Origin of the sequence: Tardiphaga sp., from assembly GCF_041424195.1 — a bacterium.
Classification (GTDB): Bacteria; Pseudomonadota; Alphaproteobacteria; order Rhizobiales; family Xanthobacteraceae; genus Tardiphaga.
Genome location: NZ_JBGMOE010000079.1, coordinates 1 through 25,064, shown reverse-complemented (window position 1 = coordinate 25,064; position 25,064 = coordinate 1). Strand labels below are relative to the sequence as shown.

25 protein-coding genes are annotated in these 25,064 nt (G+C 58.1%); 21 read left to right on the top strand and 4 right to left on the bottom strand.

Going from position 1 to position 25,064, the window contains the following annotated elements; genetic code table 11:
* Nucleotides 1–82: 82 nt before the first annotated feature.
* Genes ACEK02_RS12510 through ACEK02_RS12500 form a run of 3 tightly spaced genes read right to left on the bottom strand, consistent with a single transcriptional unit; the run spans nucleotide 83 to nucleotide 2,332 of the window.
* Nucleotides 83–1,228, bottom strand: a complete 1,146-nt coding sequence (locus tag ACEK02_RS12510) for a hypothetical protein (protein ID WP_371422023.1) — start codon at nucleotides 1,226–1,228, stop codon at nucleotides 83–85.
* A gap of 16 nt (nucleotides 1,229–1,244) precedes the next feature.
* Complete coding sequence (locus ACEK02_RS12505) at nucleotides 1,245–1,664, bottom strand: hypothetical protein (protein ID WP_371422022.1); 420 nt, start codon at nucleotides 1,662–1,664, stop codon at nucleotides 1,245–1,247.
* Nucleotides 1,665–1,687: 23 nt separating this feature from the next.
* Nucleotides 1,688–2,332: a SprT-like domain-containing protein gene (locus ACEK02_RS12500; protein WP_371422021.1), complete on the bottom strand. Its 645-nt coding sequence runs from the start codon at nucleotides 2,330–2,332 to the stop codon at nucleotides 1,688–1,690.
* Between the two features lie 232 nt (nucleotides 2,333–2,564).
* Between ACEK02_RS12500 and ACEK02_RS12495 the strand changes: the two genes are divergently transcribed.
* The 9 genes from ACEK02_RS12495 (at nucleotide 2,565) to ACEK02_RS12455 (ending at nucleotide 12,483) form a co-directional block, all read left to right on the top strand.
* On the top strand, nucleotides 2,565–3,179 hold the full coding sequence (locus tag ACEK02_RS12495; protein ID WP_371422020.1) for a hypothetical protein: 615 nt from the start codon (nucleotides 2,565–2,567) through the stop codon (nucleotides 3,177–3,179).
* 3 nt (nucleotides 3,180–3,182) lie between these two features.
* Nucleotides 3,183–4,004, top strand: a complete 822-nt coding sequence (locus ACEK02_RS12490) for a hypothetical protein (RefSeq protein WP_371422019.1) — start codon at nucleotides 3,183–3,185, stop codon at nucleotides 4,002–4,004.
* A 201-nt stretch (nucleotides 4,005–4,205) separates the two neighbouring features.
* Nucleotides 4,206–5,789: a hypothetical protein gene (locus tag ACEK02_RS12485; protein WP_371422018.1), complete on the top strand. Its 1,584-nt coding sequence runs from the start codon at nucleotides 4,206–4,208 to the stop codon at nucleotides 5,787–5,789.
* A gap of 793 nt (nucleotides 5,790–6,582) precedes the next feature.
* Nucleotides 6,583–8,595 carry a ParB/RepB/Spo0J family partition protein gene (locus ACEK02_RS12480; RefSeq protein WP_371422017.1) on the top strand — a complete coding sequence of 671 codons (2,013 nt, stop codon included), beginning with the start codon at nucleotides 6,583–6,585 and terminating at the stop codon, nucleotides 8,593–8,595.
* A gap of 166 nt (nucleotides 8,596–8,761) precedes the next feature.
* Complete coding sequence (locus tag ACEK02_RS12475) at nucleotides 8,762–9,241, top strand: hypothetical protein (RefSeq protein ID WP_371422016.1); 480 nt, start codon at nucleotides 8,762–8,764, stop codon at nucleotides 9,239–9,241.
* A 162-nt stretch (nucleotides 9,242–9,403) separates the two neighbouring features.
* Nucleotides 9,404–9,805, top strand: coding sequence for a hypothetical protein (locus ACEK02_RS12470; protein WP_371422015.1), 402 nt, complete (start codon nucleotides 9,404–9,406; stop codon nucleotides 9,803–9,805).
* A gap of 939 nt (nucleotides 9,806–10,744) precedes the next feature.
* The gene (locus ACEK02_RS12465) at nucleotides 10,745–11,053 is read left to right on the top strand and encodes a DUF736 domain-containing protein (RefSeq protein WP_371422014.1); all 309 of its coding nucleotides are present in this window, start codon (nucleotides 10,745–10,747) and stop codon (nucleotides 11,051–11,053) included.
* 67 nt (nucleotides 11,054–11,120) lie between these two features.
* Nucleotides 11,121–12,035, top strand: a complete 915-nt coding sequence (locus ACEK02_RS12460) for an ArdC family protein (RefSeq protein ID WP_371422013.1) — start codon at nucleotides 11,121–11,123, stop codon at nucleotides 12,033–12,035.
* 214 nt (nucleotides 12,036–12,249) lie between these two features.
* Nucleotides 12,250–12,483: a helix-turn-helix domain-containing protein gene (locus ACEK02_RS12455; protein ID WP_371422012.1), complete on the top strand. Its 234-nt coding sequence runs from the start codon at nucleotides 12,250–12,252 to the stop codon at nucleotides 12,481–12,483.
* Between the two features lie 894 nt (nucleotides 12,484–13,377).
* Here the strand turns inward: ACEK02_RS12455 and ACEK02_RS12450 are convergent.
* A complete protein-coding gene (locus ACEK02_RS12450; RefSeq protein ID WP_061979189.1) occupies nucleotides 13,378–14,073 on the bottom strand; it encodes a GntR family transcriptional regulator in 696 nt (231 codons plus the stop codon).
* 223 nt (nucleotides 14,074–14,296) lie between these two features.
* Here ACEK02_RS12450 and ACEK02_RS12445 point away from each other — a divergent pair, with 223 nt between their 5' ends.
* From ACEK02_RS12445 to ACEK02_RS12390, 12 genes are all read left to right on the top strand, one after another.
* Complete coding sequence (locus ACEK02_RS12445; protein ID WP_061979190.1) at nucleotides 14,297–15,085, top strand: sterol desaturase family protein; 789 nt, start codon at nucleotides 14,297–14,299, stop codon at nucleotides 15,083–15,085.
* A gap of 45 nt (nucleotides 15,086–15,130) precedes the next feature.
* On the top strand, nucleotides 15,131–15,550 hold the full coding sequence (locus tag ACEK02_RS12440) for a hypothetical protein (RefSeq protein ID WP_061979191.1): 420 nt from the start codon (nucleotides 15,131–15,133) through the stop codon (nucleotides 15,548–15,550).
* A gap of 15 nt (nucleotides 15,551–15,565) precedes the next feature.
* Entirely contained in the window at nucleotides 15,566–15,751 is a 186-nt protein-coding gene (locus ACEK02_RS12435; protein ID WP_061979192.1) for a hypothetical protein, read from the top strand.
* 56 nt (nucleotides 15,752–15,807) lie between these two features.
* A complete protein-coding gene (locus ACEK02_RS12430; RefSeq protein WP_061979193.1) occupies nucleotides 15,808–16,569 on the top strand; it encodes an SDR family NAD(P)-dependent oxidoreductase in 762 nt (253 codons plus the stop codon).
* Nucleotides 16,570–16,650: 81 nt separating this feature from the next.
* Nucleotides 16,651–16,971, top strand: a complete 321-nt coding sequence (locus tag ACEK02_RS12425; protein ID WP_061979207.1) for a DUF6166 domain-containing protein — start codon at nucleotides 16,651–16,653, stop codon at nucleotides 16,969–16,971.
* A 240-nt stretch (nucleotides 16,972–17,211) separates the two neighbouring features.
* Nucleotides 17,212–18,045 carry an ABC transporter ATP-binding protein gene (locus ACEK02_RS12420; RefSeq protein WP_321175235.1) on the top strand — a complete coding sequence of 278 codons (834 nt, stop codon included), beginning with the start codon at nucleotides 17,212–17,214 and terminating at the stop codon, nucleotides 18,043–18,045.
* Nucleotides 18,042–18,923 carry a branched-chain amino acid ABC transporter permease gene (locus ACEK02_RS12415; RefSeq protein ID WP_321175236.1) on the top strand — a complete coding sequence of 294 codons (882 nt, stop codon included), beginning with the start codon at nucleotides 18,042–18,044 and terminating at the stop codon, nucleotides 18,921–18,923. Before ACEK02_RS12420 ends, ACEK02_RS12415 begins: the two co-directional genes overlap by 4 nt.
* 59 nt (nucleotides 18,924–18,982) lie before the next feature.
* Nucleotides 18,983–19,963 carry a branched-chain amino acid ABC transporter permease gene (locus ACEK02_RS12410; RefSeq protein ID WP_371422011.1) on the top strand — a complete coding sequence of 327 codons (981 nt, stop codon included), beginning with the start codon at nucleotides 18,983–18,985 and terminating at the stop codon, nucleotides 19,961–19,963.
* A 17-nt stretch (nucleotides 19,964–19,980) separates the two neighbouring features.
* A complete protein-coding gene (locus tag ACEK02_RS12405) occupies nucleotides 19,981–21,159 on the top strand; it encodes an ABC transporter substrate-binding protein (RefSeq protein WP_061979197.1) in 1,179 nt (392 codons plus the stop codon).
* 5 nt (nucleotides 21,160–21,164) lie between these two features.
* A complete protein-coding gene (locus ACEK02_RS12400) occupies nucleotides 21,165–21,977 on the top strand; it encodes an ABC transporter ATP-binding protein (RefSeq protein WP_210179984.1) in 813 nt (270 codons plus the stop codon).
* Nucleotides 21,978–21,995: 18 nt separating this feature from the next.
* Complete coding sequence (locus ACEK02_RS12395; protein ID WP_061979199.1) at nucleotides 21,996–23,810, top strand: AMP-binding protein; 1,815 nt, start codon at nucleotides 21,996–21,998, stop codon at nucleotides 23,808–23,810.
* Nucleotides 23,811–23,943: 133 nt separating this feature from the next.
* Nucleotides 23,944–25,064: AMP-binding protein (locus ACEK02_RS12390; protein ID WP_371422010.1), on the top strand; the 1,121-nt coding region annotated here is incomplete at its 3' end.

Genomic DNA, 25,064 nt, shown 5'->3' with positions numbered 1-25,064 from the left:
ATATTAGAGTGATTTATCCGCCACTGGTCTCGTCCATGGCCGTCATCTGATCCGCAGCAGGATAAGCTGGTACTCGAATCTTTCACCGCGGTGTGCCAAAGAATCTCTCGACTAGGCTGACGCCACGAGTGAAGCCGGCCTGGAGCACTGATACGATCTTCTGCCACCGGCCGATCAGCCCAGCTTCAATGGTCGGCTTAATCACCAAGTTGATCTGACACGTCCCGCGGGCTACCGAGACGATCAACGCACTTCGTTCGGCAGCATCGATTGCCGCGATAAGCCGATTCCCCGGAAACGCCTTGGCGAGATGGTGGCGAGCTACCTCGGACACGAGATCGCGGGTGTCGCCTGTCTTATACCCATCCATGACAAGACGCGTGAGCTGATAGAGGTTCGTCGGCAGCTCAGCCCCGACGCCCGCATTGATACGTCCGACGAAGCGAGCCAGTTCGAACAGCTCCGTAAAGAAGCTGATATGCTGCGGCCACAAGATAACCGGGTTGATGTCTGCATAGATTGCGATCTCGGTCAGTTTGCCGATGGTCAGATCATGCCCGGTCGAGTTGTAGGCTTTCTCGATGACACCGTGGGCTTGCTCTTCCGCTTGGGCCCTGGCGGCTTCGTCACCGGCCTTGCTCAAGATCGTCTGCGCTTCCTCCCATGCCGTGAAAATCCGCTGGGCGCGCACATACGTCTTCCCGAGCAGGGTGACCGCCGACAGTTCCGCCTCCGCGCGCAGGCGATTGTTCGCAATCTGCGCGCCGACAGGAAGATCTTCGTGCTTCGCTTTGGCCCAAGCGATCAACTCGTCTTCATCGTTGAATAGTGTGAGCTCACCGATATGACCGGCACCGTTTCGGCGCAGATGCCAAAACGACATCCCGGCCGCATCGACCACGTCGTCGCGAGCCTTCTCGGAATTCCCGTACAGAGCGTTAAGGCTGTGATAGACGCACAGCGCGTGCACCCCGAGTGCCACGCGCAGCTTTTCTACGAGCCGGCGCGGCGGGGACCGCCCGTCGCTCTCCTTCGGAAGGCGATCCGGTGCCAGGATCGGCGCCACCATGTTCGAGACCACGCCCGGCAACGTGATCGGTTGGGTCACCTGTCGCAGCACGATTTCATCCGTGTCGACGTGCCCGGCACGTTCGCGGGCCTTTTTGCGACGCTCGCGCGCTGCCTTGCGCTTCTCTGACCGGCTCATCGGGGACACTGTTTTGCTCATTTTTTCATCCTAACCGTCACACCTGTTGCGTCATGCACAAGCGCACGCGTACTCTGCGCGAGACGTCGTCAATCGGAAGTTCTGTATCGACGGATCCGCCATCGTCGAACCCGGCGGTTGGCCCGCTGCGGAGGCTGGTCGGGTTAACCTCGTCGAGCACGGCTCCGGCAATGTCTGCGAAACCCGTCTCGACCATCACGCATACCTCGTATTGGAAACGAATTTCCAGAATGCCGTCGTCGACATCATCGTCGAATGTACTAAGCGGCTGGTCTGCGGCCATCCTCTTCATCTCGGCGAAATTGGCGAAGCCGTACAAACGGGCCATGAGATCCAGGCAGCTGGTGTAGGACACATCGTGTCCGTACCGGCTCAACACTTCCTTGAGGCGCTTGGCATGGCGTTTCGCATTCCAGTCAGTAGTATAGAAGCGCATCGCATGCTCCCGCGGAATGATGGTCAGACCAGAACGATTTTGCAGGTCGTGCACATTAATCCAGCGTTTGGCTTAGCCCATGCATTCAGACCGCAGGCCGGGCAGCTATAGCGGGTCTTGCTCAACCGTTTTTTCAGGGCGAGCCCGTCGGCGCCGTCGGACTCGCACTCGACGAACGCCAGCACGAAGCCTTTGGCGATCAGACGGTCAGCGGCGCGATCGAACAAACTGCCCGCTTCGATGTAATGGCTCATCCGGGGGCCCGTCGTCTTGCCGCCGGGACGGCCGGTATCGCTCGGGATCAATCCGATTTCGCGCATTTTCACCGCCCACTGCTTGTTGTGGTAGCCGGAGCCCGACGGCTTGCCGAAATGCTGCTGCCATTGATGCGCTTGTTCGTGCGCCAGCGTCGACAAAACGTCCTTTGCACCGCTGCTGGCGAAGTATGTCGGGTTGAGTGCGATCTCGTCGGTCACATGAACGCCGTCCGCGGACTTGAACCGCCGGCCGGAGAAGTAACCGAGCGAGCGCTTGCGGCGCTGTAGCGTAATCAGGCACGGCGGCAATGCGCCGGCGAACAGCTGGCGATTGAAGAACTTCCACGCTTGTCCGAGTGGCCCGTAGGACTGCGGGATCGGATCGAGTTTCTTTTCCACGTGACGTGACAAGTCCGTCTTCCGCAAGGTGCGGTCGGCCGGCGAAGCTTTTCCCGATTTCAGCAACCTGGCGCTAACCGAAGCTTCAACGACTTTCTTGGACATCTTCATCACTCAGCTCTTTGTTTACCGCTCGGACGCATGATTGCGTGCGGCCCCGCCACAAGAGCAAATACGAGAGTGATTAGGGAGGTGACGGGGTCTGGGGTGTTTGGGCCCGAGAATGCAATTACGGAGTGATGAAATGGGACTGCGACTTCCGATCTATCCTTACTATGCTGCCCAGGGCACGCGTGGAACGAAGTCCGATCCGACGTCCCACTTCAACCGAACGGCATTCGAGGAGATGCAGCAGTTTGCAGATTACTTGTCTAAGCCGGATATTCGTCGGGTTGCCTTCAACATCATTCCGCCCCTAGGCAAACAGACAATCCCAACCACACGTTGGTTTGAGCCCGCGGTGTTCGATAAAGACGACGAAGATCACAAGGGGCTCGCTGCTCTCATGATGAGCGTTGGAAGTCATGGGACAATTCTCGTTCCTGATCTTACCCACATTATGGGAAAGAAGGAGAAGCTTCCTCCAAGTGCCGCTACACGTAAACTTATGACGCGATTCGACGTCGAGGATATCGAAGTGCTTCCGCTGGTGCTTAAATTGAAAGGCAGGCGGTACGACCTCAGGAAATTTCCGGAGTCATTTCGCCGTACAAATGCGCCCGCTCCTGAAGTGTTCGAATTGATGTCAGAGATGGCGCGGGCGACTGTAAATTATCTGCAACATTCGGCCGTATCGGGGAACGGCAGACGGCAACCGGCCGGACGGCGGCAGCTCGCGGCGGCGCGATCCCACGTTTGAGCAATGACCGTGCGTGCAGATCCAGAGCTTTCCGCTTTGATCGGCCGGGTCTTACCGAAACCGCCGAATGCTGTGCCGTGGACAGTTCAACTCGTCGATTGGATTGAACACGTCGATGCGAGCATTGATTGTACGTCCGCCGTTGTGCGTGTTCAGCCGACGTGGCGGCAGACAATCTACGTGGCTGGCCTCGCACATGTCACTCGCCACTATCCTCTCGCCCTTGAGCGGATTGATTTTCGCTCTCCCGAAGTCGGGGATGCAATCGATCCTAGGGCACTCGAGCGCGTTAACCTTTGGCGCGCCATTACAATTGAAAGAGGCTACCACGGCGGTATCTTCACGGGCGAGCTAAGCGTAGGAGAGGCTTATGTTGCCCAAACATTCGACCGATTCGGGCTCTTTGCCCACGTTCTCCCGGCAATAACGGTTCGAAAGGCACTTTCCGAACGACGATCCAAGCTTCGTGCGATCGAGGCGACAAGCAGGATGGCGCGACTGCATCGCAGTAAAATCAGCGAACTCCTCAAGACCCGTCTGTCTCAGCGCAAGTATGATGCCTCGTACAGCGTTGCTCTTGATTTGTTTCGAACCTTGCTTCCGTCAAGGGTGCTTCGCGCGCTCGAGCTGTATGATAACGGAGGAGTGCCTCTCATCGAGCTTGAGCGACACTGCATCAATGCGGTCCTCGAGATTTCCGAGAGCTTGCTGCCAACGTTGATCTATCAATTAGACATGGCGGTCGCGCACGCGGAGCGCTTATCGCCGCGGGTCATGCATCTCGCTGAGGCGGACGATATCGCCCTTGGCATGTTGGCTCTGTGAGAACGAAACGGGCGCGCTCCCAGAACTGTATGCTCCGCAGTCATTGAGCTTCCTGCAATTTCGGCAATTACTCCCCCGACCCCGTCTACCTCCCTAACTTGTACAAGGTGGATATTTTCGGTGCCATCAATTGCAGATGGCGCTCGCACCCGTGTCGTCGAGACACGGCTTGGGACGCCGAATTCGAGGACCGATACTCACATGCCCAACAAGAAGCCGCATTCCAAGAGCCCGCGCGCCAGGCAGCAATCGGCGGGAACGGATACAAAGCCCAAGCTTGACGCGCTGCCCGAACTGGTCGTCGATGTTGCGGACCTGCCGGCTACCGCAGCGGACCTCTCGCAGCGCCTCGCGACCTCGGACACGCTGTTTCAGCGGGGCGCCTCCCTAATCAAGCTCGTCAAGAATGCCGACGGATGCTCGATTCGGCCGCTCAACGCTCATGACGTCGTCAATTTTACTCACGCGGTCTGCCGGCCCGTCGAGAAGAAGATCGTTGGCGGCGAGCTTGTCAGCAAGCCGGTGACGCTGCCGGCGGCCGTTGCGCGCTTGTATCTCAACCGCCATGACGCGTGGGGCGTGCACGATCTTAATGGAATCTGCAGGGCCCCCATTCTCTCGGACGACGGCTCGATCCGCCTTGCTCAAGGGTTCGATCCCGAAACCCGCTTCTGGTGTGTTGGCATCGATACGCCGCCCATCCCCGAGCGCCCGTCCGAGAAGCAGGCTAAACAGGCGCTCGCCCGCTTGCGCTCCGCCTTCCTGACGTTTCCTTTCGCCGACGCAGTCACCACCACGACCTCACGCAACGGAAAGATCGTCGACCCGGGCCAGCCGCCCAGAGTCGACGAGTCCGCCTTCCTCACCGGCCTGCTGACTGCGGTTTGCCGCCCGAGTTTGTCTCTGACGCCTGGGTTCATCATCCGTGCGCCGCAGTTTTCCGGGGCCGGCACCGGAAAGGGCCAGCTCGTCCGCGCGATCGCGCGCATCGCCTACGACATCGCGCCCAACCCCTTCACCAGTTCCGGCGATCGGTCAGAATTGGATAAGCGATTGACGGCTGCCCTCGTTGCGGCCCAGCCGTTAATCTTCATCGACAACGTCAATGCTGAGGTCCTTCGCTCCAATCTGCTCGCCCAGATTGTCACGGAGAACCCGTGCGCCATTCGGCCGTTTCGTGAGAACACAAAGCTCGTCCAGATCCCTACCAATGCCTTTCTCGCGATCACCGGCAACGCTTTGCGCGTGTCCGAGGATCTGGCGAGGCGTTTTCTCGTCGTGGATCTGGATGCGGGTTGCGAAGACCCCGAGCTGCGTTCGTTTACTCACGAGTTTGCCGCTTCTGTCCAGAGCCGGCGGCGTGAGCTCCTCGCCGCAGCGTTGACGATCTGGCGGTGGGGACGTCGGAATGACATCAAGCGCGGCCTGCCGCTCGGCAGCTTCGAACGCTGGGCTCGCTGGTGCCGGGATCCCCTGGTCGCGCTCGGTTGCGCCGATCCTGTCAAGCGTATCAGCGACATCAAGCGCGACGATCCGCGCCGCGTCCAGTTGGTCGAATTCTTCACGCTGTGGCACGACCTCTACGGTGATCGCGCGGTCAAGGTCAAGAATCTCGATATTCGCCTGCGCATGCTGGCCGATCCCCAGGGTTCCGGTAGCCGTCAGAGCCTTTCCAGCTTTGTAGCGAATCTCGCCGGTACGCGCGCGGCCGGTTACGTCATGATCCGCAACATCCCCGCCGGCGTATGGGGCACGTCGACCTATGTAGTGAAGAAGGCCGAATAGTCGGAGAGGGCCTCAGGCTTGTTTCGTACGAAACAACGACCGGCCGAAACACGCTCAGAGACGGATAGTGGTGAAGCATGGTCCATAGGGACCGTAGGGGGCATAGGGGGTATGAGCATGCAGGGGTACACGCCCCCAGAATTCGGCTGCTTCCGCAGCAGCCGTTCACCTCCGGAATTTCCAAGGCTCTATTGGCGCGCTTGGCAGAGCCCGGCTACCTCAGAGTTGGAGAGTGGCCGGGATTCCGTGACGGGTTAGAAGTGGCGAGAGAGTTTCGCGGCGCCAGTCATGGAGATACCCATGACCGAACTTAACCGCACCGGGCTCTTGTGAACCGAGCCGCAAAGCTGCGTCTCGGCCTTCGGCTTCGATCCCCGCGCGACGAGTAAGCGTGAAGTTCGTTTGTGTCGCTTGCCGGAGGCGCTCGGTCCCGGGTCCCGCCAAGAGGCGGCGCTATGCTGACCCTCCTGCGGGTGCCTTTTTGCACCGGTCTCGCGACTGCCGACTGCCTTCGCTTCGCTGCGGCACAGACGCCCTTTCTCTGTTTGAGAGCTAAGGGCTCTGCCCTCGCGCCGACAAGGGTGAAGTCCCGGAAGATCCGGGACCGGCGGGGCGGTCTCCCCGACCTTCCGCGCGGACCGCTGCGTAAATTCTCATAATTCAAATCGCTTGTGCAGGCCGGGTGATCCCCCTCCGCCCCGCCGCCCTTGTCCTTGCTACCCCGGTCTCGCCGACGGGCAGGGCGCAGGCGCGAGGTGCGCTCTGCGCCCATGAAACCAAAAGGAGATCAATCATGTCGGCCAAGCACGCAGAACCCGTTGTTGAGAGCGGGGTGCAAATTTTCGTCCCACTCAGCAAGCTCAAGAAGTCCCCGAAGAACGCCCGCAAGATGCCACATGGCGAAGCTGCCATCGAAGCTCTGGCGGGCAGCATCGCCGCCAAGGGGATGTTGCAAAACCTTGTGGTCGAACCCGAGGTGGATGCGGACAGCGAAGCGACCGGATTTTATCTGGTCACGGTCGGCGAAGGACGGCGGCTGGCGCAATTGTTGCTTGCCAAGCGCAAGCAGATCAAGAAGTCGGAGCCGATCCGCTGCGTTCTCGACACCGCGAACGATCCGAAAGAAATCTCTCTCGACGAGAATGTCACGCGCACCAACATGCATCCGGCGGATCAGTTCGAGGTGTTCAAGTATCTCGCCGAAGAAAAAGGCTACGGTGCCGAAGAAATCGCGGCCCGGTTCGGCGTTACCGCGCATGTCGTGCGTCAACGGTTGCGGCTTGGGTCGGTGTCGCCAAGGCTGATGCAAGTCTATCGCGACGGCGACCTGACGCTGGATCAATTGATGGCCTTTGCCATCACCGAGGATCATGCGCGGCAGGAAGACGCCTTTGAGCGTCTGATCCACAACCGCGAGCCTTACGCGATCCGGCGCTTGTTGACAGAAACCAATGTTCCGGCGCGGGATCGCCGGGCGCGCTTCGTCGGGCTGGAAGTTTACGAGGCAGCGGGAGGGATCATCCTGCGCGATCTGTTCTCGGAAGATCAGGGCGGTTACCTGGAGGACACCGTGTTGCTGGATCGCCTGACCAAGGAGGGGCTGGAGCGCGCCGCCGCCGAGCTTTGCAAACGCGAGGGTTGGAAATGGGCGGAAGCTCATCTTGATTACCCGCATTCGCACGGCCTGCGGCGGCTCTATCCGTCACCGGTTGACCTTTCGCCACAGGACGCTGCGGCCTATGAGGCGGCGCAGGCGGCCTATGACGCTCTCACCACGCAATTCGAGGGCGTCGAGGAGTTGCCCGACGATATTGATGAGCGGTTTGGTGAGCTTGAGGCCGAAATCGAGCGCATCGACGCCAAGCGCGAGGCCTATGATCCTGATGTAGTCAGCCGCTGTGGCGCGTTCGTGATACTGAATCATGATGGGACGCTGCGGATCGAGCGCGGTTTTGTGCGTCGTGAGGATGAGCATCTGCACCCGGCCAGTCCGGTGACGGACGCGGACGATGCCGATGGCCGCTCAGGCACGGACGACCTTGACGAAGGCGCGCGGTCGGTCGGTCAGGACGACGAGGCGGCAACCGGCAAGCCCTTGTCGGATTTGCTGGTGCGTGATCTGACCGCGCATCGCACGCTGGGCTTGCGTCTCGCGCTGGGCGAGCAACCGGACGTGGCGCTGATTGCGGTCATCCATGCCATGGTGGCGCAGACGTTCTATTACCAAGCCACGTCTTGCCTCGACATCCGGCCCACGAGTGCAGCACTTGCAGCTCATGCCGAGGGCATCGAGGATACCGCCGCCGCAAACGCGTTGGCGGATCGTCATGACCGATGGGCGGTGCAACTGCCAGAATCACCGTCCGGTCTCTGGAGCTTTGTTGTTGAACTCGATCACGACAGCCGCATGGCGCTGTTCGCCCACTGCGCAGCTTTGACCGTGTTCGCGGTCAGAGTGCCATGGGACAGGAAGCCGCGTGCGTTGGCGACGGCGGATACGCTTGCGACAGTGCTTGCTCTCAATATGAGCCAGTACTGGACGCCGACGGCGCGATCCTACTTTGGCCGGGTCGCCAAGGACCATATTATCGCTGCCGTCAGCGAGGCGGTCGGGCCGGAAGCCGCTGATCGTATCGCGGCCATGAAGAAGGCACCGATGGCGGAAACTGCCGAGCAGCTTGTCGCCGGAACGGGGTGGCTTCCCCGGATCATCGCAGGTCCGGCCATTGTTCACTCCGCTGACGGGGCGAGCGATGACGAAGAGTGGGCCGTAGACAACGCCGAAGGCATGATTGCGGCGGAATGAATCGGCAGAATGCCGGCACCGGAGGCCATCGTGCGGCCTCCGGTCCCGTACTTGGCGCGTTGCCGGTCGGAAGACAAGCGTTGTCGAAAATGCAGTCAAACGCTTTAACGTATATAACACGTTTTAACGTGTAACGTGTTTCTGTGAGGATTTACAGGGTGAGACAATGGGTTTGCTCAGTATCAAGGGAACGGTGACGGCACACGGCCAGCACCAGTTCGACAACTATCTGACGGTTTACGCTTATCTTGAAATCACCGAACCATCCGGCCGCCGAATCCAGATCGATAAGGTCGCAGTTTGCAACGATGCTGCCGCGCTGCTTCAATTGGGAAGCGCCAGCGAGTTCCTCTTTGACAAGATGTTTGTTTACGGACGGCGATATCACTACCAGCTATGGGGCATCAAAGCTGAGGACATGGCGGTCTTTGACCGTCATAACCTGCGTAACATGGTGATAGTTCATCATATCGTGCTGGGGACGTTGATGCTGCCGATCGGCGGTCTGGGCGCATTCTGGCTGCTGCCCGGTATTGCGAGTCTGTTGACGGTCATTTCGGGCAAGGTAAACCGACGCCGTATGTTTTACGGATCGAACCCTGCCGAGGTCCGGCGCTTACAACAACAGCAAGCCGTGCGTATATGAATCCTGCATGCGGCGGATTAATTTTCGGATTGCTGACTGTGGGCATATCAGCCGTCCATGCGGCTGAGGGGGCGTATCTATACCCCCACCCATGCACCGTCTTGCCAAGATCGATCACGCGAGGGGTTCAATCAATGGCGTTGCCCCGGTCCGGCCGGTTACGTGGCCGAGTACGCCGATGAAGGCAACATCGTCGGGATCGCCATCTGGCAGCCGAAACGGCAACGACACTCCCCATTGGCCGTGAGTTGGCGCGGTGCTGGCCGCGTGTTCGGTGAAAAGCTTGAATGGCGGATGGCGGCAGGCCTGCCACATGCAGCGATCTTGCGTATCTGGCGGATCGATACAGCATCGGCTGGACGCGAGCGCGAGGTCGAGGAGCTGGTAGTTCTCAAGGTGTCACCGTCCGGAGCCTGCCGCGTCGCGTCAGTCGATGCGCGGCAGCCGCGAGCGAACGAGATCGCGCAAAGAATGTCGGACGGTGCAAGCCACTTCGCCATGTCTTGCGGAGCCGTAGCGAAACGCATCTGCACTCGTCCTTCACGCCCGTGGGCGACAGCATGACCCAAGCGGCCACCGGTCAGCGACAGGCTCCGACCCGCAGCGCCGTTACACGCAAATCCTTTGCCATTCAAAACGCCAGCGGATGGTCGCACGTACGATTCAGTCTGGCGGAGTTCTGCTGCGGCGGGACCGCTCTGTGGATAGAACCGCGTCGACCGTTTTGACGACAGTTCCGATCGATCCGTCGCGGTGGCCGTCAGCTTGTCGCTGCAGCTGAGTCTTGCCTTGTCGATGTGATCGATGCTGTCGGAGAACTGTCTGATCTTCGATAGCCGAGGTGCCAGGACCTCCACGGCTGAATGTCGCGTCGCGCTCACGTCCGCATGATCGCCGCGGATCGGCGCGTGTCGCTATGAACAACGGCGCGTCAGAACACGGGCCGCTGCGACAGCCAAGATGCTACGGATTACCAGCTCAGGCGCTGTACGCTGTCACCACGACGCGGTGGCATCGTTGCTGCAAAGCTCGTCCAGGCGCTGAATTCCGGCCGTCCATTTTACGTGGGTTTATCGGGCACGGCGCGCCGCCATCGCCAACGAGCCAAAGTCATCGTGACCTTGATCCCGTTCGGCTTGGTCAGCTTGCTTGACAGTCCCCGCTTTCGAACGCTCGGTCTGCAAGAAACCGTTGTCGTGAAACCGATAGCCGAGATCGGTCGTCCGTTTGCCTGACGCGGTCACGCAGGTGTTGGGCCTCTGACGATGGACGGTATCGCCGAGCGGTAAAGGGCCTGTAGGCCCCGATCGTTTCCCTGCAACGGCGCGTCCGGCTTTTTTCCCCGCCACGCTACGCGTGTCTCCTCGCGCAAGACAAAAAAGCCGTCCTGTTCGCCGTCCTCCGCTTCGCTCCGGCCTCCGGTGCAGGTCGATCGCCGCCCGGCGCAAGGACCGTCATCGAGGCCGCAATCACGCGAGCCCGACAGCAAACGGAGCGACGACCATGGCTACCATCGGAACATTCACTAAGAGCGACAACGGCTTTGCGGGCGCGGTCAAGACGCTCAGCCTCAACGTCAAGGCGAAGTTCATCCCGACCGAGAAGGAAAGCGACAAGGCCCCTGACTATCGCATCCTCGCCGGCGCCGTCGAGTTCGGCGCCGCCTGGAAAAAGACCGCACAGAACGGTGGCAAGATCTTCTTCAGCGTGAAGCTGGACGATCCGAGCTTCGCCAGCCCGATCTACGCCAATCTGGTCGAGGGCGAAGACGGCGTGCACTCGCTGATCTGGTCGCGCCGCAGCGCCGACTGAGCCGCACCCGGCGCGGTCGCTTCCGGCCGCGCCGGTCCTCATCACTTCACATCGAAAGACATTGCCGATGAGCAAACATCTCAGTGCGAACCCGCGTGCCGACATTTATCAGCGCGTCACCGACACCATCATCCGCGATCTGGAGCAGGGCACCCGCTCGTGGACCAAGCCCTGGACCACAACGTCCAAAGACTCGGATTCAATCCGACCGCTTCGCCACGATGGCACACCCTATCGCGGCATCAATGTTCTGATTCTCTGGTCCGAGGCGGTTGAGCATGGCTACGCGTCTCCGACATGGATGACCTACCGTCAGGCCAAAGCCCTCGGCGCGCAGGTCCGCAAGGGCGAGCACGGCGCGACCGTGGTCTACGCCAAGACCATCGAACGGGCGGAAGATGATGCGCTAACCGGCGACGAGACGGTGACGCGCATTCCCATGCTGCGTGCCTATACTGTCTTCAACACCGATCAGATCGATGGCCTGCCGGTGCCGCCACCGGCTCAGCCGTCTGCGATCACAGAGTCCGTGTCCACCCGGGTCGAGCGCGCCGACGCGTTCATCGCCGCGACCAGAGCGACCATCGTGCACAGGGGCAATCGCGCCTGCTACATTCCGTCCGCCGACCGCATCGAAATGCCGTCCTATGGGCAATTCATCGACACACCGACGGCGAGTGCGGCCGAATGCTACTACGCGACAGTACTACACGAACTGGTTCACTGGACGTCGCCATCGCATCGTTGCGACCGCGATCTTGGCAAGCGCTTTGGCGACCACGCCTATGCGCGCGAGGAACTGGTTGCCGAAATCGGTGCCGCGTTCCTCTGTGCCGATCTCTCCATCACGCTGGAGCCGCGACCCGACCACGCCGCCTACCTTGCCAACTGGCTGGCTGTGCTCAAATCAGATAAGCGCGCGATCTTTACCGCCGCAGCCCTGGCGCAAAAGGCAGTCGATTGGCTCACCGGTCTCCGGTGAGCCACGTCAACGCGCCAAATCTACCCCCGATCTCACCATCGTCCGTGACGGATCGACGAGGACTCGGACCGCATAGGCTATGGAGCAGCGCGCTGATATCTTGCGGCAATCGGAAACCATTGAACCCGAACCGGTCATTCGCCTATACGCCAAAGCGTTTATTATACGCTATAGCGTGTGGCGAGATTGTCATCAGGATGGTTCATCCTGATGAATGGCGAAGCGGGAAGTTCTATCGGCCAAACGGATTCTGGCCCGCAATTTGCGGCGGCTGAGGCTCGAACGGGCGCTGTCGCAGGATGACCTCGCGGCCGAAGCCGGTCTTCGGCAGGCGCTCATCAGCGCGATTGAGGTCGGGACGGCAAATCCCACGCTGGAATCGCTGGACCGGCTGGCATCCGCGCTTGGGGCCGATCTGGCCGTCCTCTTTGATCGGACGGCGCGCTAAACAATCACTGCGCTGGCGGTACCGCCGGCTATGGTGCCTCCGCCGTGCATCGGCTGGACTACTGGAAATTAGATTTGGCGAAGTTCGACCGGGCGTCCGCTTTTCAATCGGACCGGCCGCGCCTAATGGATGCGGCTCGTTTCATAAAGGCAAGCGTCTGAGCTTTCGACGTCGTCGTATCGCTCGGCGCAGTCCGAGACGCCGACTTTACTGGTTGTGCGGTTCGCTGCTTTGCCTTTGACGCGCGCTGGCTTTTGGTTCGCGCTACAGAGTTCTGGTCGCCGGCGTGGTTCGTCGGCTTGCTCGGAATAACGTGGATACGCTCCGCTTGGCCCATTCGAGGGGAGGCCCGATCGGCCGTTCGAGTTTTGGTGGACGCCGGGGAGGCCGGCGACGCGGCATCCGACCGCTTGCGCCATACGGTTGACGAGAGCGTCCCGACCGGGATCGCGCGGCCATTGCGGCCTTTTGCGCCCGCGGCGAACAGAAGGCGGGAGATGTCGCCCCATGTCAGGCCGCGGGCTTCCACGGCATCGAACCAGTCAAGATAGTCGCTAACAACCCGCGCCAGCTTTTTCCGGCCGCCGCCGGGAAGCGTCATGTCCTCGGCAATGGCCTTGGCACCAATCTCGACTTGCTTGTTTGACAGCACTTAGACCACCCCTGTGACATCATCATTCACATAGATACTCACTTCGGCCTCTGCAAATCTATGCAAAACGATGCATTATCTTGAATAGAAATGCAGAAGAAAGCAGAAATTTGCAGAACTCACACCTGTGCATCCCTTTATCGTGACGTTGCTCTTCGTTAAACGAAATGCGCAGTCACGCGACGGGTAACGCGTTAAACGCTTCGTTTCATAGGCGTTGGCATCGGGAATCTAACCTGAAATTACACGATAGTGTTTCTGGTAAATTCCTCAATATAATCCAGTAATTTATCGGATGCTGCCGCTGCTGATTTCGCATTGCCTCTGCAAATTTGTTCGGCCAAATTCGCGTGCAGCACGGCAGTATCAACGAGGCTTGCATGTCTTCTATGGTACTTCACCCAAAATCTCCTGGACAGGCCGTGCAGTAATGCCATGGATTTCGCAGCAAACTCATTTTGAGAAGCTTCATATTCCAGCTCGGTCAGCCGGTTGTCCCAGCGACTAAATAGCGTTTCATCGGTATCCTCGGTAAGCTGCCGCAGATTCGAGCCGATGTTAGCGAATTCCTTCCTCTGTTCTGGGCTGGCGCGTTCGGCGGACAGTCGCGCGAGCAAACGTTCAGTCTCCCTTCTCATTTCCAAAAGACTAAGCTGTTTGTGAACGTTCAATTCGCTGACCAGAACCCCCCTTCGTGGAAGAATGAGAACCAAACCCTCGCGTTCCAGACGTCGCAAGGCTTCACGTATCGGTGTCCTGCCCATATTCAACTGGCTGGCAAGAGTTTGTTCGGAGAGTGCGGCTCCTGGCTGCAATCGCAGGGTAATGATCATCTCCTCCAAAGCGCGATAGGCGTGGTCGGCCAGACTGATGTTTGAATCATCGTCGTCGGGTGCGAACGGCTTTTGCCGTTTGTGAGTATGATGTTTGCGAAGCATCAGACCGGGGCTCTCTCTCGATTTGGACAAATCAATATGAGTACACATAGCTGACATTTGTCCGATCGCAACGACGCAAATGACCTCTCAGCTGAGCGGTAGAGGACCACTGTAACAGACTTGACAAGCGGCGAGCCTTGGGATTGATTGCCGACAACTGAAATTTCAAATGTCGGCAATCAGGACTATGATCCTGAATGGTCGGCTAAAGGGAGGAAGGGTCATGGAACTGCAGAAATCAGCCATGTCCGATAGGCAACGCGCGTTCCGCGCGACCTATCGTCATCAAATCGCAACCTGGTACAACGGCTGGCTTCACGTCGCGGTGATTTTTGTTTCCGGCTTCGCCGTCATTTACGTCTGCGCGGCGAATTTGCGTGACGTCGCGTGGTGGATGTGGGGCGTCGTTCCGGTTGTTTTCCTGACGTACCAGTTCGGAGAATATTGGGCCCATCGTGTGTGGCTTCACCGGCCTGCGCAGAACGGGGCGCTTCGTGAACTCTACAATCGGCACACCCTGCAGCATCATCAATTCTTCACTGATCACGAGATGCGATTCGCTGATCACATGGACTGGCGTGTCACCTTCTTCCCGCCGTTCACAATGGCCACCATGCTTCTCGTGGCTCTGCCTAGCGCGGTGATTTCCGGTCTGCTGCTCTCGCCTAATGTTGGATGGCTTGTCATGGCGAGCGTGATTGGCAGTTACATGTGGTACGAGTTCGTTCATTTCTGCTGCCACGTGGAAGACAACTGGTTTCTGATCAACTGTCCGATCGTCAACACCGCGCGCAGACATCACAAGGCCCATCACGACCACTCCATTATGATGGAGGTCAATATGGGCATCGGAACGCCGATTTTTGATTGGGTTTACGGCACGTCCGATCTCGACCGCGGTTTTTTCGGGCACGTCTTCAATGGAAATAGCTGGAGGCACGTAAAGTCAGGCCTGCGAAAAACGGCAAAAACACCGACGCTGAAATTGCAGCGCTTGGCGGAGAGCCAGTGAACTTGCCTGTCGTGCTTTGAGAAGTTGCAAGTTGGAGCAACGTCGATGGATGCGCTTTCGATTGCCCGTACAATAGAGCCGGATCTCGTGTCGCTTGGATGGTTTTCCATTCTCTGGTTGGCTTGTTGTCTGAGCGGGCTGATAATTTCCGGCATGCTGCCCTTGGGTGTGCGCGGAAACAATCTCTCCACCCCCAGCGGAACTAGCCTGGTGGTCGTGAACATCTTCTTGCTCTTCTTGCTCCTCCTCGGAACGGTTTTGTTTGCTGCATTTACCATTCGCGTATCGAGCATCATTCTTATGGCAAGTTGGATATTCCTTTTTGTGCCTGCCATCCTTGATGTGTTTCCTGAGCGATGGATCGACAGTCGCGGTGGATTGACGGTCTTGCTCTGCGTTCAAGCAGTCGCGCTGGTGATGCTTTGTCAGTTCTCTTCTTTCGCAGCTACGCTGTCGATGATGTGAGCGAGAAATAAGATCATGATGACCAAGATAAAATCTGTGATTTCGATTCTTGTTCTTGCTGTTGCCTGCGGTATCGCAGCTTACGACTACCGCATCGAACTAATTGCACCGGCTTTGGTCTCCGTGGGGGTTGGCCTGTTCGTGGTTTTTGCCATTTGGGTCTTTCCCGATGTCAAACCGAAAAGTCAGGTCAACAAGTAAGAACGTCGCGTTAGGGAAACAACGCGTTACGGCGTCACCGAGAATAGGGACTTCTAATGAACCTGACGGGCAAAACTTTCCTTATTTCCGGCGCAGCGAGCGGCCTTGGTGAGAGCGCTGCTCGCCTTATGGCGCGCAAAGGAGCTAACATTGTTATCGGCGACATACTCGATGAAGACGCTTCGCGAGTTGCTCAGTCGATTATCTCTGACGGTGGGTCTGCGTCAGCCTTTCATCTCGATGTTCGCAATGAATCGGATTGGATCGGTGCGGTGAATTTCGCTGTATCCAGCTATGGCAGGCTCGACGGGCTTGTTAGCAATGCGGGGATCAGCGGGATGATTCCGGATGTCATGGATACGGAATATTTTGATCGTCTCCTTGCGATCCATGCTCGTGGAACTTTCCTTGGCATCAAACATTCAGCACCGGTCATTGCCCAGGCCGGCGGCGGATCAATCGTTGCCGTCTCATCCATCGCGGGAAAGGTTGGCGCGGATTACGTCCATATGGGGTACAATGCTGCAAAAGCGGCAATACTTCTTCTCGTGAAGTCAGCATCGGGATACTACGCGAAGGACAACATCCGCTCGAACGCGGTTATTCCCGGGTGGATGCCGCCGATGCGCACATCTGTTGCATCTGCAGACCCGGAGTTGCGTCCAAGGCTTCTGAAGTCGGTCCCGTTAGGGCGCACCGGTCTCTTTCTCGAAGTCGCTGAAGCCATCGCCTTCCTGTCATCCGATGAAGCTTCGTACGTTAACGGCGTCGAACTGCCAGTGGACGGCGGGTTTCTGGCATATCGAGCATTTTCGTAACTGTTGTGATCGGTTGTGGCGATAGGTGCGTGTACGCGCGGCCTGGTTCGATACCGGTGCAAAGGCTTGAAAGGCGAGGACATGAGTATTTTCAAGGGAACGAGATCGATTGACGGGGTGCGGGTGACGGTCGATGGGCAACCGCTGGATCACGTTCTCCATATCAGGACTTATGGCAGCGGTTTCTTTGAATGGAGTTACGAAGGCGATGAGCCAATGCAATTGTCTTTGGCGATACTGAACGAGTATTACGGCGACCAACAGAAGGCGTTGTCGATGACCGAGATGTTCATGAAAGAGATCGTCGCGAACTTCGACAACGACTGGGAAATGACAAGCGAGGACATTCGAACTGCATTGCTACAGATGCATCCGATACCAACCAGTGTTTTGACGCGATGATATGTGCGGAAGCTAACGTAGTCGCCCACGTCCAGCTGCGAAATCGTTTTGTGCCCGCCTATCGCAGGGGCATCGAGGATCGGCACGGCGATAAGAGCAGGCTCGTAATCATCTCGATGAACATGCGGCAAAATACCGGGACCGCACGCCGGTAGTGCAGAAACGATAAGATTAGACAAGCTTTCATAATATGGCTGCAAGAGCGCGAAAAGCGCCGCGACAGCCAACGGGGGATATCAATTGTCGGATTTTGCTAAGCCGGACTTTGCAGGCTTGAACATCAGCCATTTGTCGCTTGCGTTCGGCGGACTGAAGGCGCTGTCGGATGTTACCTTCTCTGTAGCGCCAGGAGCGATCACGGCCGTGATAGGGCCGAATGGCGCCGGCAAGACGTCGCTATTCAACTGCATATCTGGTTTTTACAGGCCGTCGACCGGCAAGATTGAATTCGACGGTGAGGACATCACTCGGCTGCATCCGCCGGCGCGGGCCAAGATCGGCTTGGCGCGCACGTTCCAGAATATCGCGCTCTTTCGCGGCATGACGGTGCTCGACAACATCAAGCTCGGCCGTCACGCGCACATGCAGACTAACGTGCTCGATGCGTTGTGGTATTTCGGTCGCGCCAGGCGTGAGGAGCTTGAACTGCGTTCCGAGCTCGAGCGACGCGTGCTTGATTTTCTCGAGATGGAGCACATCCGCGATCATCCTGTCGCGTCGCTATCCTATGGCTTGCGCAAGCGCGTCGAACTTGCCCGCGCGCTTGCGATGCAGCCGCGCGTGTTGATGCTCGACGAGCCGGTGGCGGGCATGAATCGCGAAGAGACTGAAGACATGGCGCGTTTCATCCTCGAGGTAAAGGAAGAGTGGGGGGTGACCATCCTGATGGTCGAGCATGACATGGGACTCGTGATGGATATCTCGGACCATGTTGTCGTGCTGAATTTCGGTCAGGTGATCGCGGCCGGAAAACCCGCGGAGATTCAGAACAACCCGGACGTGATCACGGCCTATCTCGGGTCCGGCGATGTCGGTGAATTGTCGCGGCGGATCGCTTGCGAAAAGGCAGCATGATGGACTGGCTCTTTCTTATCGAGGTTGTTCTGTCGGGTCTGGGGTCAGGTGCGTTGTTTGCCCTGACGGGCATTGCCTTTGTGCTGATCTACAAAGCGACGAAGGTGATCAATCTTGCCGTCGGTGAGATGTTGATGCTGTGCGCCTATTTCTTCTTCGGTCTGACTACAGCGCTGGCCCTACCTGTGTGGCTCGCGATTATACTGACGGTGATCGGCGGCGGTATTCTTGGCGGCGTGGTGGAGCGGGCGCTCATACGACCGATGCTGGGTGAAAGTCCGATCTCGGTGTTTATGGTGACGGTCGGTTTGAGCTCGGTGTTGATTGGCTTTGTTGAACTCGTCTGGGGTGGAGATCCCAGAACACTGCCCAATTTCCTCCCGACAAAACCAGTGTTCATTGGCGATGCCTATGTATCGCCGAAGATAGCGGTATGCTTCCTCGTCGCTTCGTTGCTCATAGCTGGTTTTCTCCTGGTCTTTCGCAAATGGCGCGGCGGCGTGGCGCTGCGTGCCACTGCTGCTGATCAGGGAGCAGCGTTTTCATGCGGCATCAACGTTCCAGCGGTGTTCTCGATTTCGTGGATTGTCGCGGGGATGGCGACGGCTGGATCGGGAATCCTCATTGGCTCGATCGGTGGTATCTCGCCGAGCATGGGCGTGTTCGGATTGACGGTTCTCGTCGCGGTAATTGTTGGCGGGCTCGACTCGATTGCCGGGGTGCTTGTGGCTGGCCTGGCGATCGGTGTCATTGAAGCGCTCGTCGGTACGTATCTTGGCGGCGAATTCAAGCTCTTCGTCACTTTTGTTACTCTCATCATTGCCATGATGATCCGGCCCTACGGATTGTTTGGCACAATCGAGATCGAGCGACTCTGATGCGTATAAGCTCCGCCCACGAAACTTATGCCCAGGCAGAATCCTTTTTGGATACCAACGTGCAGCGCGTGATGTTGCTGTTGTTGTTCGCAGGGCTGGTAGTGTTTCCATTCTTGGCTGACCAGTACTGGATTTATCTTGCGTGTCTCGTCGCTATCCATATCGTCGGCACAACTGGTCTCAACATTCTCACAGGCTATACCGGTCTCATAAGCGTGGGCCAAGCGGCCTTCATGTCGGTCGGAGCCTATACGGTCGCGATCCTCGAGATCCATGTCGGTACGCCCTTTATCTTCAATTTGATTGCGGCTGGAGTAGTCGCCGCGGGCGTCGGCGCGATCTTCGGGGTCCCAAGCCTTCGCGTAAAAGGTCTCTACCTGGCTATTGCGACCATTGCGGCATCATTCATTCTGCATTTTCTATACACAAACGGACCGTCGATTCTCGGAGGTACGCAGGGGCTCAGTATGCCGCCGGCGCGGTTGTTCGGATACGATTTCGTGCGTCCGTTCCAGTTGTACTGGCTGTTCGTGCCACTGACCGCACTATCGGTGTTCGCCGCAGCCAACCTGTTCCGGACCCGTATCGGCCGCGCCTTCATTGCGATCCGCGACCGCGATATTTCCGCGGAAGTGCTGGGAATTCCTCTGCTGAAGTACAAGCTGCTTTCCTTTGCGCTCTCGTCCTTTTACGCCGGTGTTGCTGGCGGAATGTGGGCCTACTTCTTTCGCGTGGTTACGCCGGAAAGCTTTCCGTTGATCTATTCGATATTCTTCCTCGCCGCCGTCATCGTCGGCGGCATGGGTACGATCCTTGGCGGCATTCTTGGCGCGATCTTCATGACCGTGATCCCGGAGCTTCTCAAGCTGTTGGTCTCATACATGACCTTCATTCCGGATGCGACGGCACAGCTGTCGCCAATTCGCACAATCGTTTTCGGCTTGCTCATCGTTATGTTTCTGTTGTTTGAGCCGCAGGGCCTCGCCGAAACCTGGCGCCGCATACGGCGTTTCTTCCATCTATGGCCGTTCAAAAAGTAATATGTAGGGAGAAAGCAATGATTATCTTTCCAACGCGTCGGAAATTGCTGTCGTATGCAGCCGCCGGCTGTCTTGCTCTCGGAATCCAAACGTCGGCGCGCGCTGCCGATGATATTGTCATCGGCGCATCGATGCCGCTGACCGGTGCATTTGGTTTCGCAGGTATTCCGCTCAACCTCGGGATCCAGGACTATTTGAAGATAGCGAACGATGCCGGCGGCATCGGGGGTCGCAAGATTAAGTATGTATCCGAAGATACTGCATATGCGGTCGATAAATCGATCGCAGCGTTCAACCGCATCACCGCCAGCGAGAAGGTTAGCCTCTACTACGGAGATTCCACGGGGTTCGCCAAGACGATCAACGCCGAACTCAGTCGCCGTGACAGCATCCTTATGGCCGGCACGTCCTTCGCGACTGAGCTGAACGATCCGAAAAACTTTCCGTATCAGTTCATCCCGGGCCCTGACTACTCGCAAATGATCGGCATTCTCCTGGAGTACATTGCCAAGACGACGCCGGGCGCCAAAATCGCTCTCGTCAATTCAGATACCGAATTCGGCCGGGATCCAATCGCGGCGACAGAGAAGCGGGCGGCGGAGTTAGGTCTGAAAATAGTCGGTAAGATCGCAACGCCGCCGACCAGCGTCGATGTATCGACCGAAGTCTTGAAGCTGCGCCGGGCGGATCCCGACTACACGATCTTTCACGGCTATGTTCTCGCGCCGTTGCCGGAATTCATGACGCAGATGAAGCAACTGGGCCTCAAAAGCAAGTTCATGGGTACCTTCTGGTCGATGGACAATTCCATCTGGGCCAATTCTGCTGCGGTCGCTGACGGCTACATGGGTGTGATGCCGTATCGCTACTATTTCGATACCGAAGGCACGTCGCCAACGCTCGACAAAATCCGGCAGCTCCGCCCCGAGTATCAGACGATATACTACACCCAGGGCTTTCTCACCGCGATGCTAATGATCGAAGCGGCAAAACGTACGCTCGATGCCAAGAAGGATCTCACCGCGAGCAACATGAAGGCCTCGTTGAACTCGATCAAGGACTTCGATACCGGCGGTATCATCGGCGTACCGATCTCGATCTCTGGCAACACCATTCCTGTCGGTCGCGTCTATCAATACGACGGTGCGAACAAGACCATGAAGCCGGTCTCCGACTGGATCAAGATTGCGAAGTAATGACAATGGCCGCGGACACACTTCTCTCAGTGAATAATATCGAGGTCGTTTATAGCAAAACGGTCCAGGTGCTCCGCGGCCTGTCGTTGAAAGTCGACAAGGGAGCGGTGGTTGCCTTGCTGGGCTCGAACGGGGCCGGCAAGTCAACCACGCTCAGGGCCATTTCCAACTTGCTTGAGTTGGAGGATGGCAAGGTCACCACGGGCGAAATCCTGTTCAAGGGGAGCTCCGTGTCACGTCTCGCTCCGCATCAGTTGGTGCGGGGCGGGCTCTTCCATGTGATGGAAGGTCGCAGAATTTTCGAAGACCTTACCGTCGAGGAGAATCTGACCGCCGCCACCTATGCGATGTCAGGCCGCAGCGGCGCGAAAACTCCTTTCGATCTCGTCTATACATACTTCCCGCGCCTGTTCGAGCGGCGAACCGGACGCGCCGGTTACCTGTCCGGCGGCGAGCAACAGATGCTGGCCATCGGCCGCGCGCTAATCGCTCAACCAGAACTCATGCTGCTCGACGAACCGTCGCTCGGCCTGTCGCCGAAACTGGTGGAGGAAATTTTCACGATCATCGCTCGCATCAACCGCGAGCAGGGCGTCTCGATGCTGTTGGTCGAGCAGAATGCGGCCGTCGCCTTCGCTGTCTCGACCTACGGGTACATCATGGAGTCGGGAAGGATCGTGACAGATGGTCCCACGGCGCAGCTTCTGCGCGATCAGGACGTTCGGGAATTTTACCTCGGTGTCGGCGCGGCGAACGCCGAGACCAAGGGTTTTCGCGGCATCAAGCACTACAAGCGCCGCAAGCGCTGGCTGTCCTAACGTTGTGATGAGGATCGCATGAGCGACAGATTTCCTGAGATGACATTGCCGCAGGCGCTACGTGAGAATGCCTGTGTTCATCCGAACCGGGTTGCTATCAGGCAAAAAAAATACGGAATCTGGAATCCGTGTACCTGGAAGAACTACTATACCCGTGCCCGTCATATCGGACTCGGCTTACGCGCGTTGGGACTGAGTGCAGGCGGTCACATCGGCATTCTGTCCGAGAACCGGATCGAATGGGTGCTGGCGCAGCTTGGCGCAAACATTATCGACGGTATTGCAGTTGGGGTTTATCCCACCAGTCCGTCGAACGAAGTCGCTTATGTGCTGGCGCATTCTGAATCCGAGATCATCGTGTGCGAGGATCAGGAGCAGGTCGACAAGGTTCTGGAATGCCGCGACGAACTGCCAAAGCTGCGGAGGATTATCGTCGTTGAAACCAAGGGCATCAGGGATTACCCGCCCGATCAAGTCATGTCGTTCGATGCGCTGGAAGCGATTGGCGCCGACTTGGAGACGAGCCATGCCGCTTTGGTAGATGGCATCATCGATCGTCAACAGTTATCGCAGATCGGATTGATTATCTACACCTCCGGCTCCACCGGGAAGCCGAAAGGTGCAATGCTGAGCTACAAGAACATTCGGGCGCAGGCGATTGGTTGTGCGGATCGGCTGGTTGTCGATCAGTCGGCAAGTGTTCTGTCCTATTTGCCGCTATGTCACGTCGCCGAGCAGATGACGACAGTGATGGTCCCGACTTATCTGGCCTCGTTGGTCAGTTTCGGAGAGTCAATTCGGACCGTGCAGGAGGATCTACGAGAGGTTGCGCCAAGCGTGTTCCTTGGCGTGCCACGCATTTGGGAAAAACTGCATTCGTCGATCCACATCAAGCTGCTGGAGGCGGGACGCGTCCGGCGCGCGATATTCGAACGGGCCTATTCTGCTTGCGAGCCGTTTGCGGAGAAGAGTGCCGCCGATCGAACGCTATCCGAAAAACTCAAGTTTGCGTTGTCGTACTGGCTGATTTTCCGCGCACTGCAGAACTTCATTGGGCTGCGAAAGACCCGCATCGCCATGACCGGCGCTGCGCCGATCTCGCCCGCGATTGTGCATTTCTTTCGCGCCATCGGGGTGCCGCTGATCGAGGTCTACGGCCTGACTGAAAGTGCGGGCATTGCGCTCGGGCAGGTATTGTCTGACCGGCGGGTGGGGACGGTGGGTAATGGTATCGACCGGATGGAAACAAAGCTCGGAGAGTCGAACGAGCTTCTTATTCGCGGAGATACGGTGTTTGCGGGGTACTACCGAAACGAAGAGGCGACCAGGATGTCGATCCGCGACGGATGGCTGCACACCGGCGATGTCGCGGAATTCAAGGATGGTCATTTCCGCATCGTGGACAGGCTGAAAGATATCATGATTACGGCAGGTGGAAAGAACCTCAGTCCGTCGGAGATCGAGAACATGGTAAAGTCGAGCCCGTTCATCAAGGAGTGCATCGTCATAGGTGATGCGCGTAAGTATGTCTCGGCACTGATACAGATCGACTATGATCTCGCCGGGAAGTGGGCAGAGGAAAAGGGCGTCGCCTACACAAATTTCAAGAACCTCACAGAGAACGACAGTCTTCGCGAGTTGATCCAGTCGGAGATCGATACGGCCAACGCGCAACTTGCCCAAGTTTCGCAAATCCGGAAATTTCATCTTCTGACAAAGGAGCTGGATCACGATGACGACGAAGTCACAGCGACAATGAAGGTTCGTCGCTTCAATGTTCAGAAGAAGTACGCTTCAGAGATTGAGGGTCTCTATAGCCGACATGGTGCATGAACGGCCTCAACCCTTCATAGCTTCTCATTCGGCGGTGTGAATGATCGGCGAGACCATCGTGTATAGACAAATAGAGTACGGGTCTCGTCCGTTTCGGGCGTTCGACCTATCGGACCAATCAGGGAGTTCGGATATGAGCAACGGTCAGGGCCAATACAGCGTCGGTCTGGACAAGACGGCGGCCAATTACGTGTCGCTCTCTCCGCTCAGCTTTCTTGCGCGCAGCGCCAGCGTCTATCCGGACCATACCAGCACCGTTTACGAAGGCCGCACGTTCACCTGGGCGCAGACCTATGAGCGCAGCAAGCGCTTCGCATCGTTCCTTGCTTCGCGCGGCATTGGCCGGGGCGACACGGTCGCAGCGATGCTGCCGAATATCCCGGCGATGAACGAGGTTCATTTCGCCGTGCCGATGGCCAGCGGCGTCCTCAACGCACTCAACATTCGGCTTGACGCGGCGTCGATCGCGTTCCAGCTCGATCACGGTGGTGCGAAGATCATTCTGGTCGATCCCGAGTTCACAGGCGTGATTTCCGACGCTCTGGGTCTGATGAAAAGCCCAAAGCCGCTCGTGATCGACGTCGACGACGCGGCCTTTGCCGGCGGCAAGCGGATCGGGGAATTGGAATACGAAGCCGCCGTGGCTTCGGGCGACCCGGACTTCGTCTGGCATCAGCCGCAGGACGAGTGGGACGCCATTGCACTGAGTTACACATCCGGCACAACGGGTAACCCGAAGGGCGTCGTGACGCATTATCGCGGCGCGTATCTTAACGCCGTGAGCAATATTCTGGCCGGCAATCTCGGCACGCACCCGATCTACCTTTGGACGCTGCCGATGTTCCACTGCAACGGCTGGTGTTTCCCATGGACCATCGCGGCATCGGCCGGCGTCAATGTCTGCCTGCGCAAGGTCGATCCGGCGAAGATTTTCGAGCTGATCCCCAAGCACGGTGTGACCCATATGTGCGGTGCGCCGATTGTCTACAACACGCTCATCAACGCACCTGGCGCACCAAAGGGCAAATCTGCCAAGCCCCTCATCGGGCTGATCGCGGGCGCCGCGCCACCGGTGGCGGTGCTCGAGGGCGCCGAGACCATCGGCATCAAGCTGACCCACGTTTACGGCCTGACCGAGGTCTACGGCCCCGCCTCCGTCTGCGCCGAACAGCCGGGTTGGGATGATCTCCCGGCCGACCAGCGCGCCCAGCTCAAGCGCCGTCAGGGCGTGCCCTATCCGCTTCAGGAAGCCGT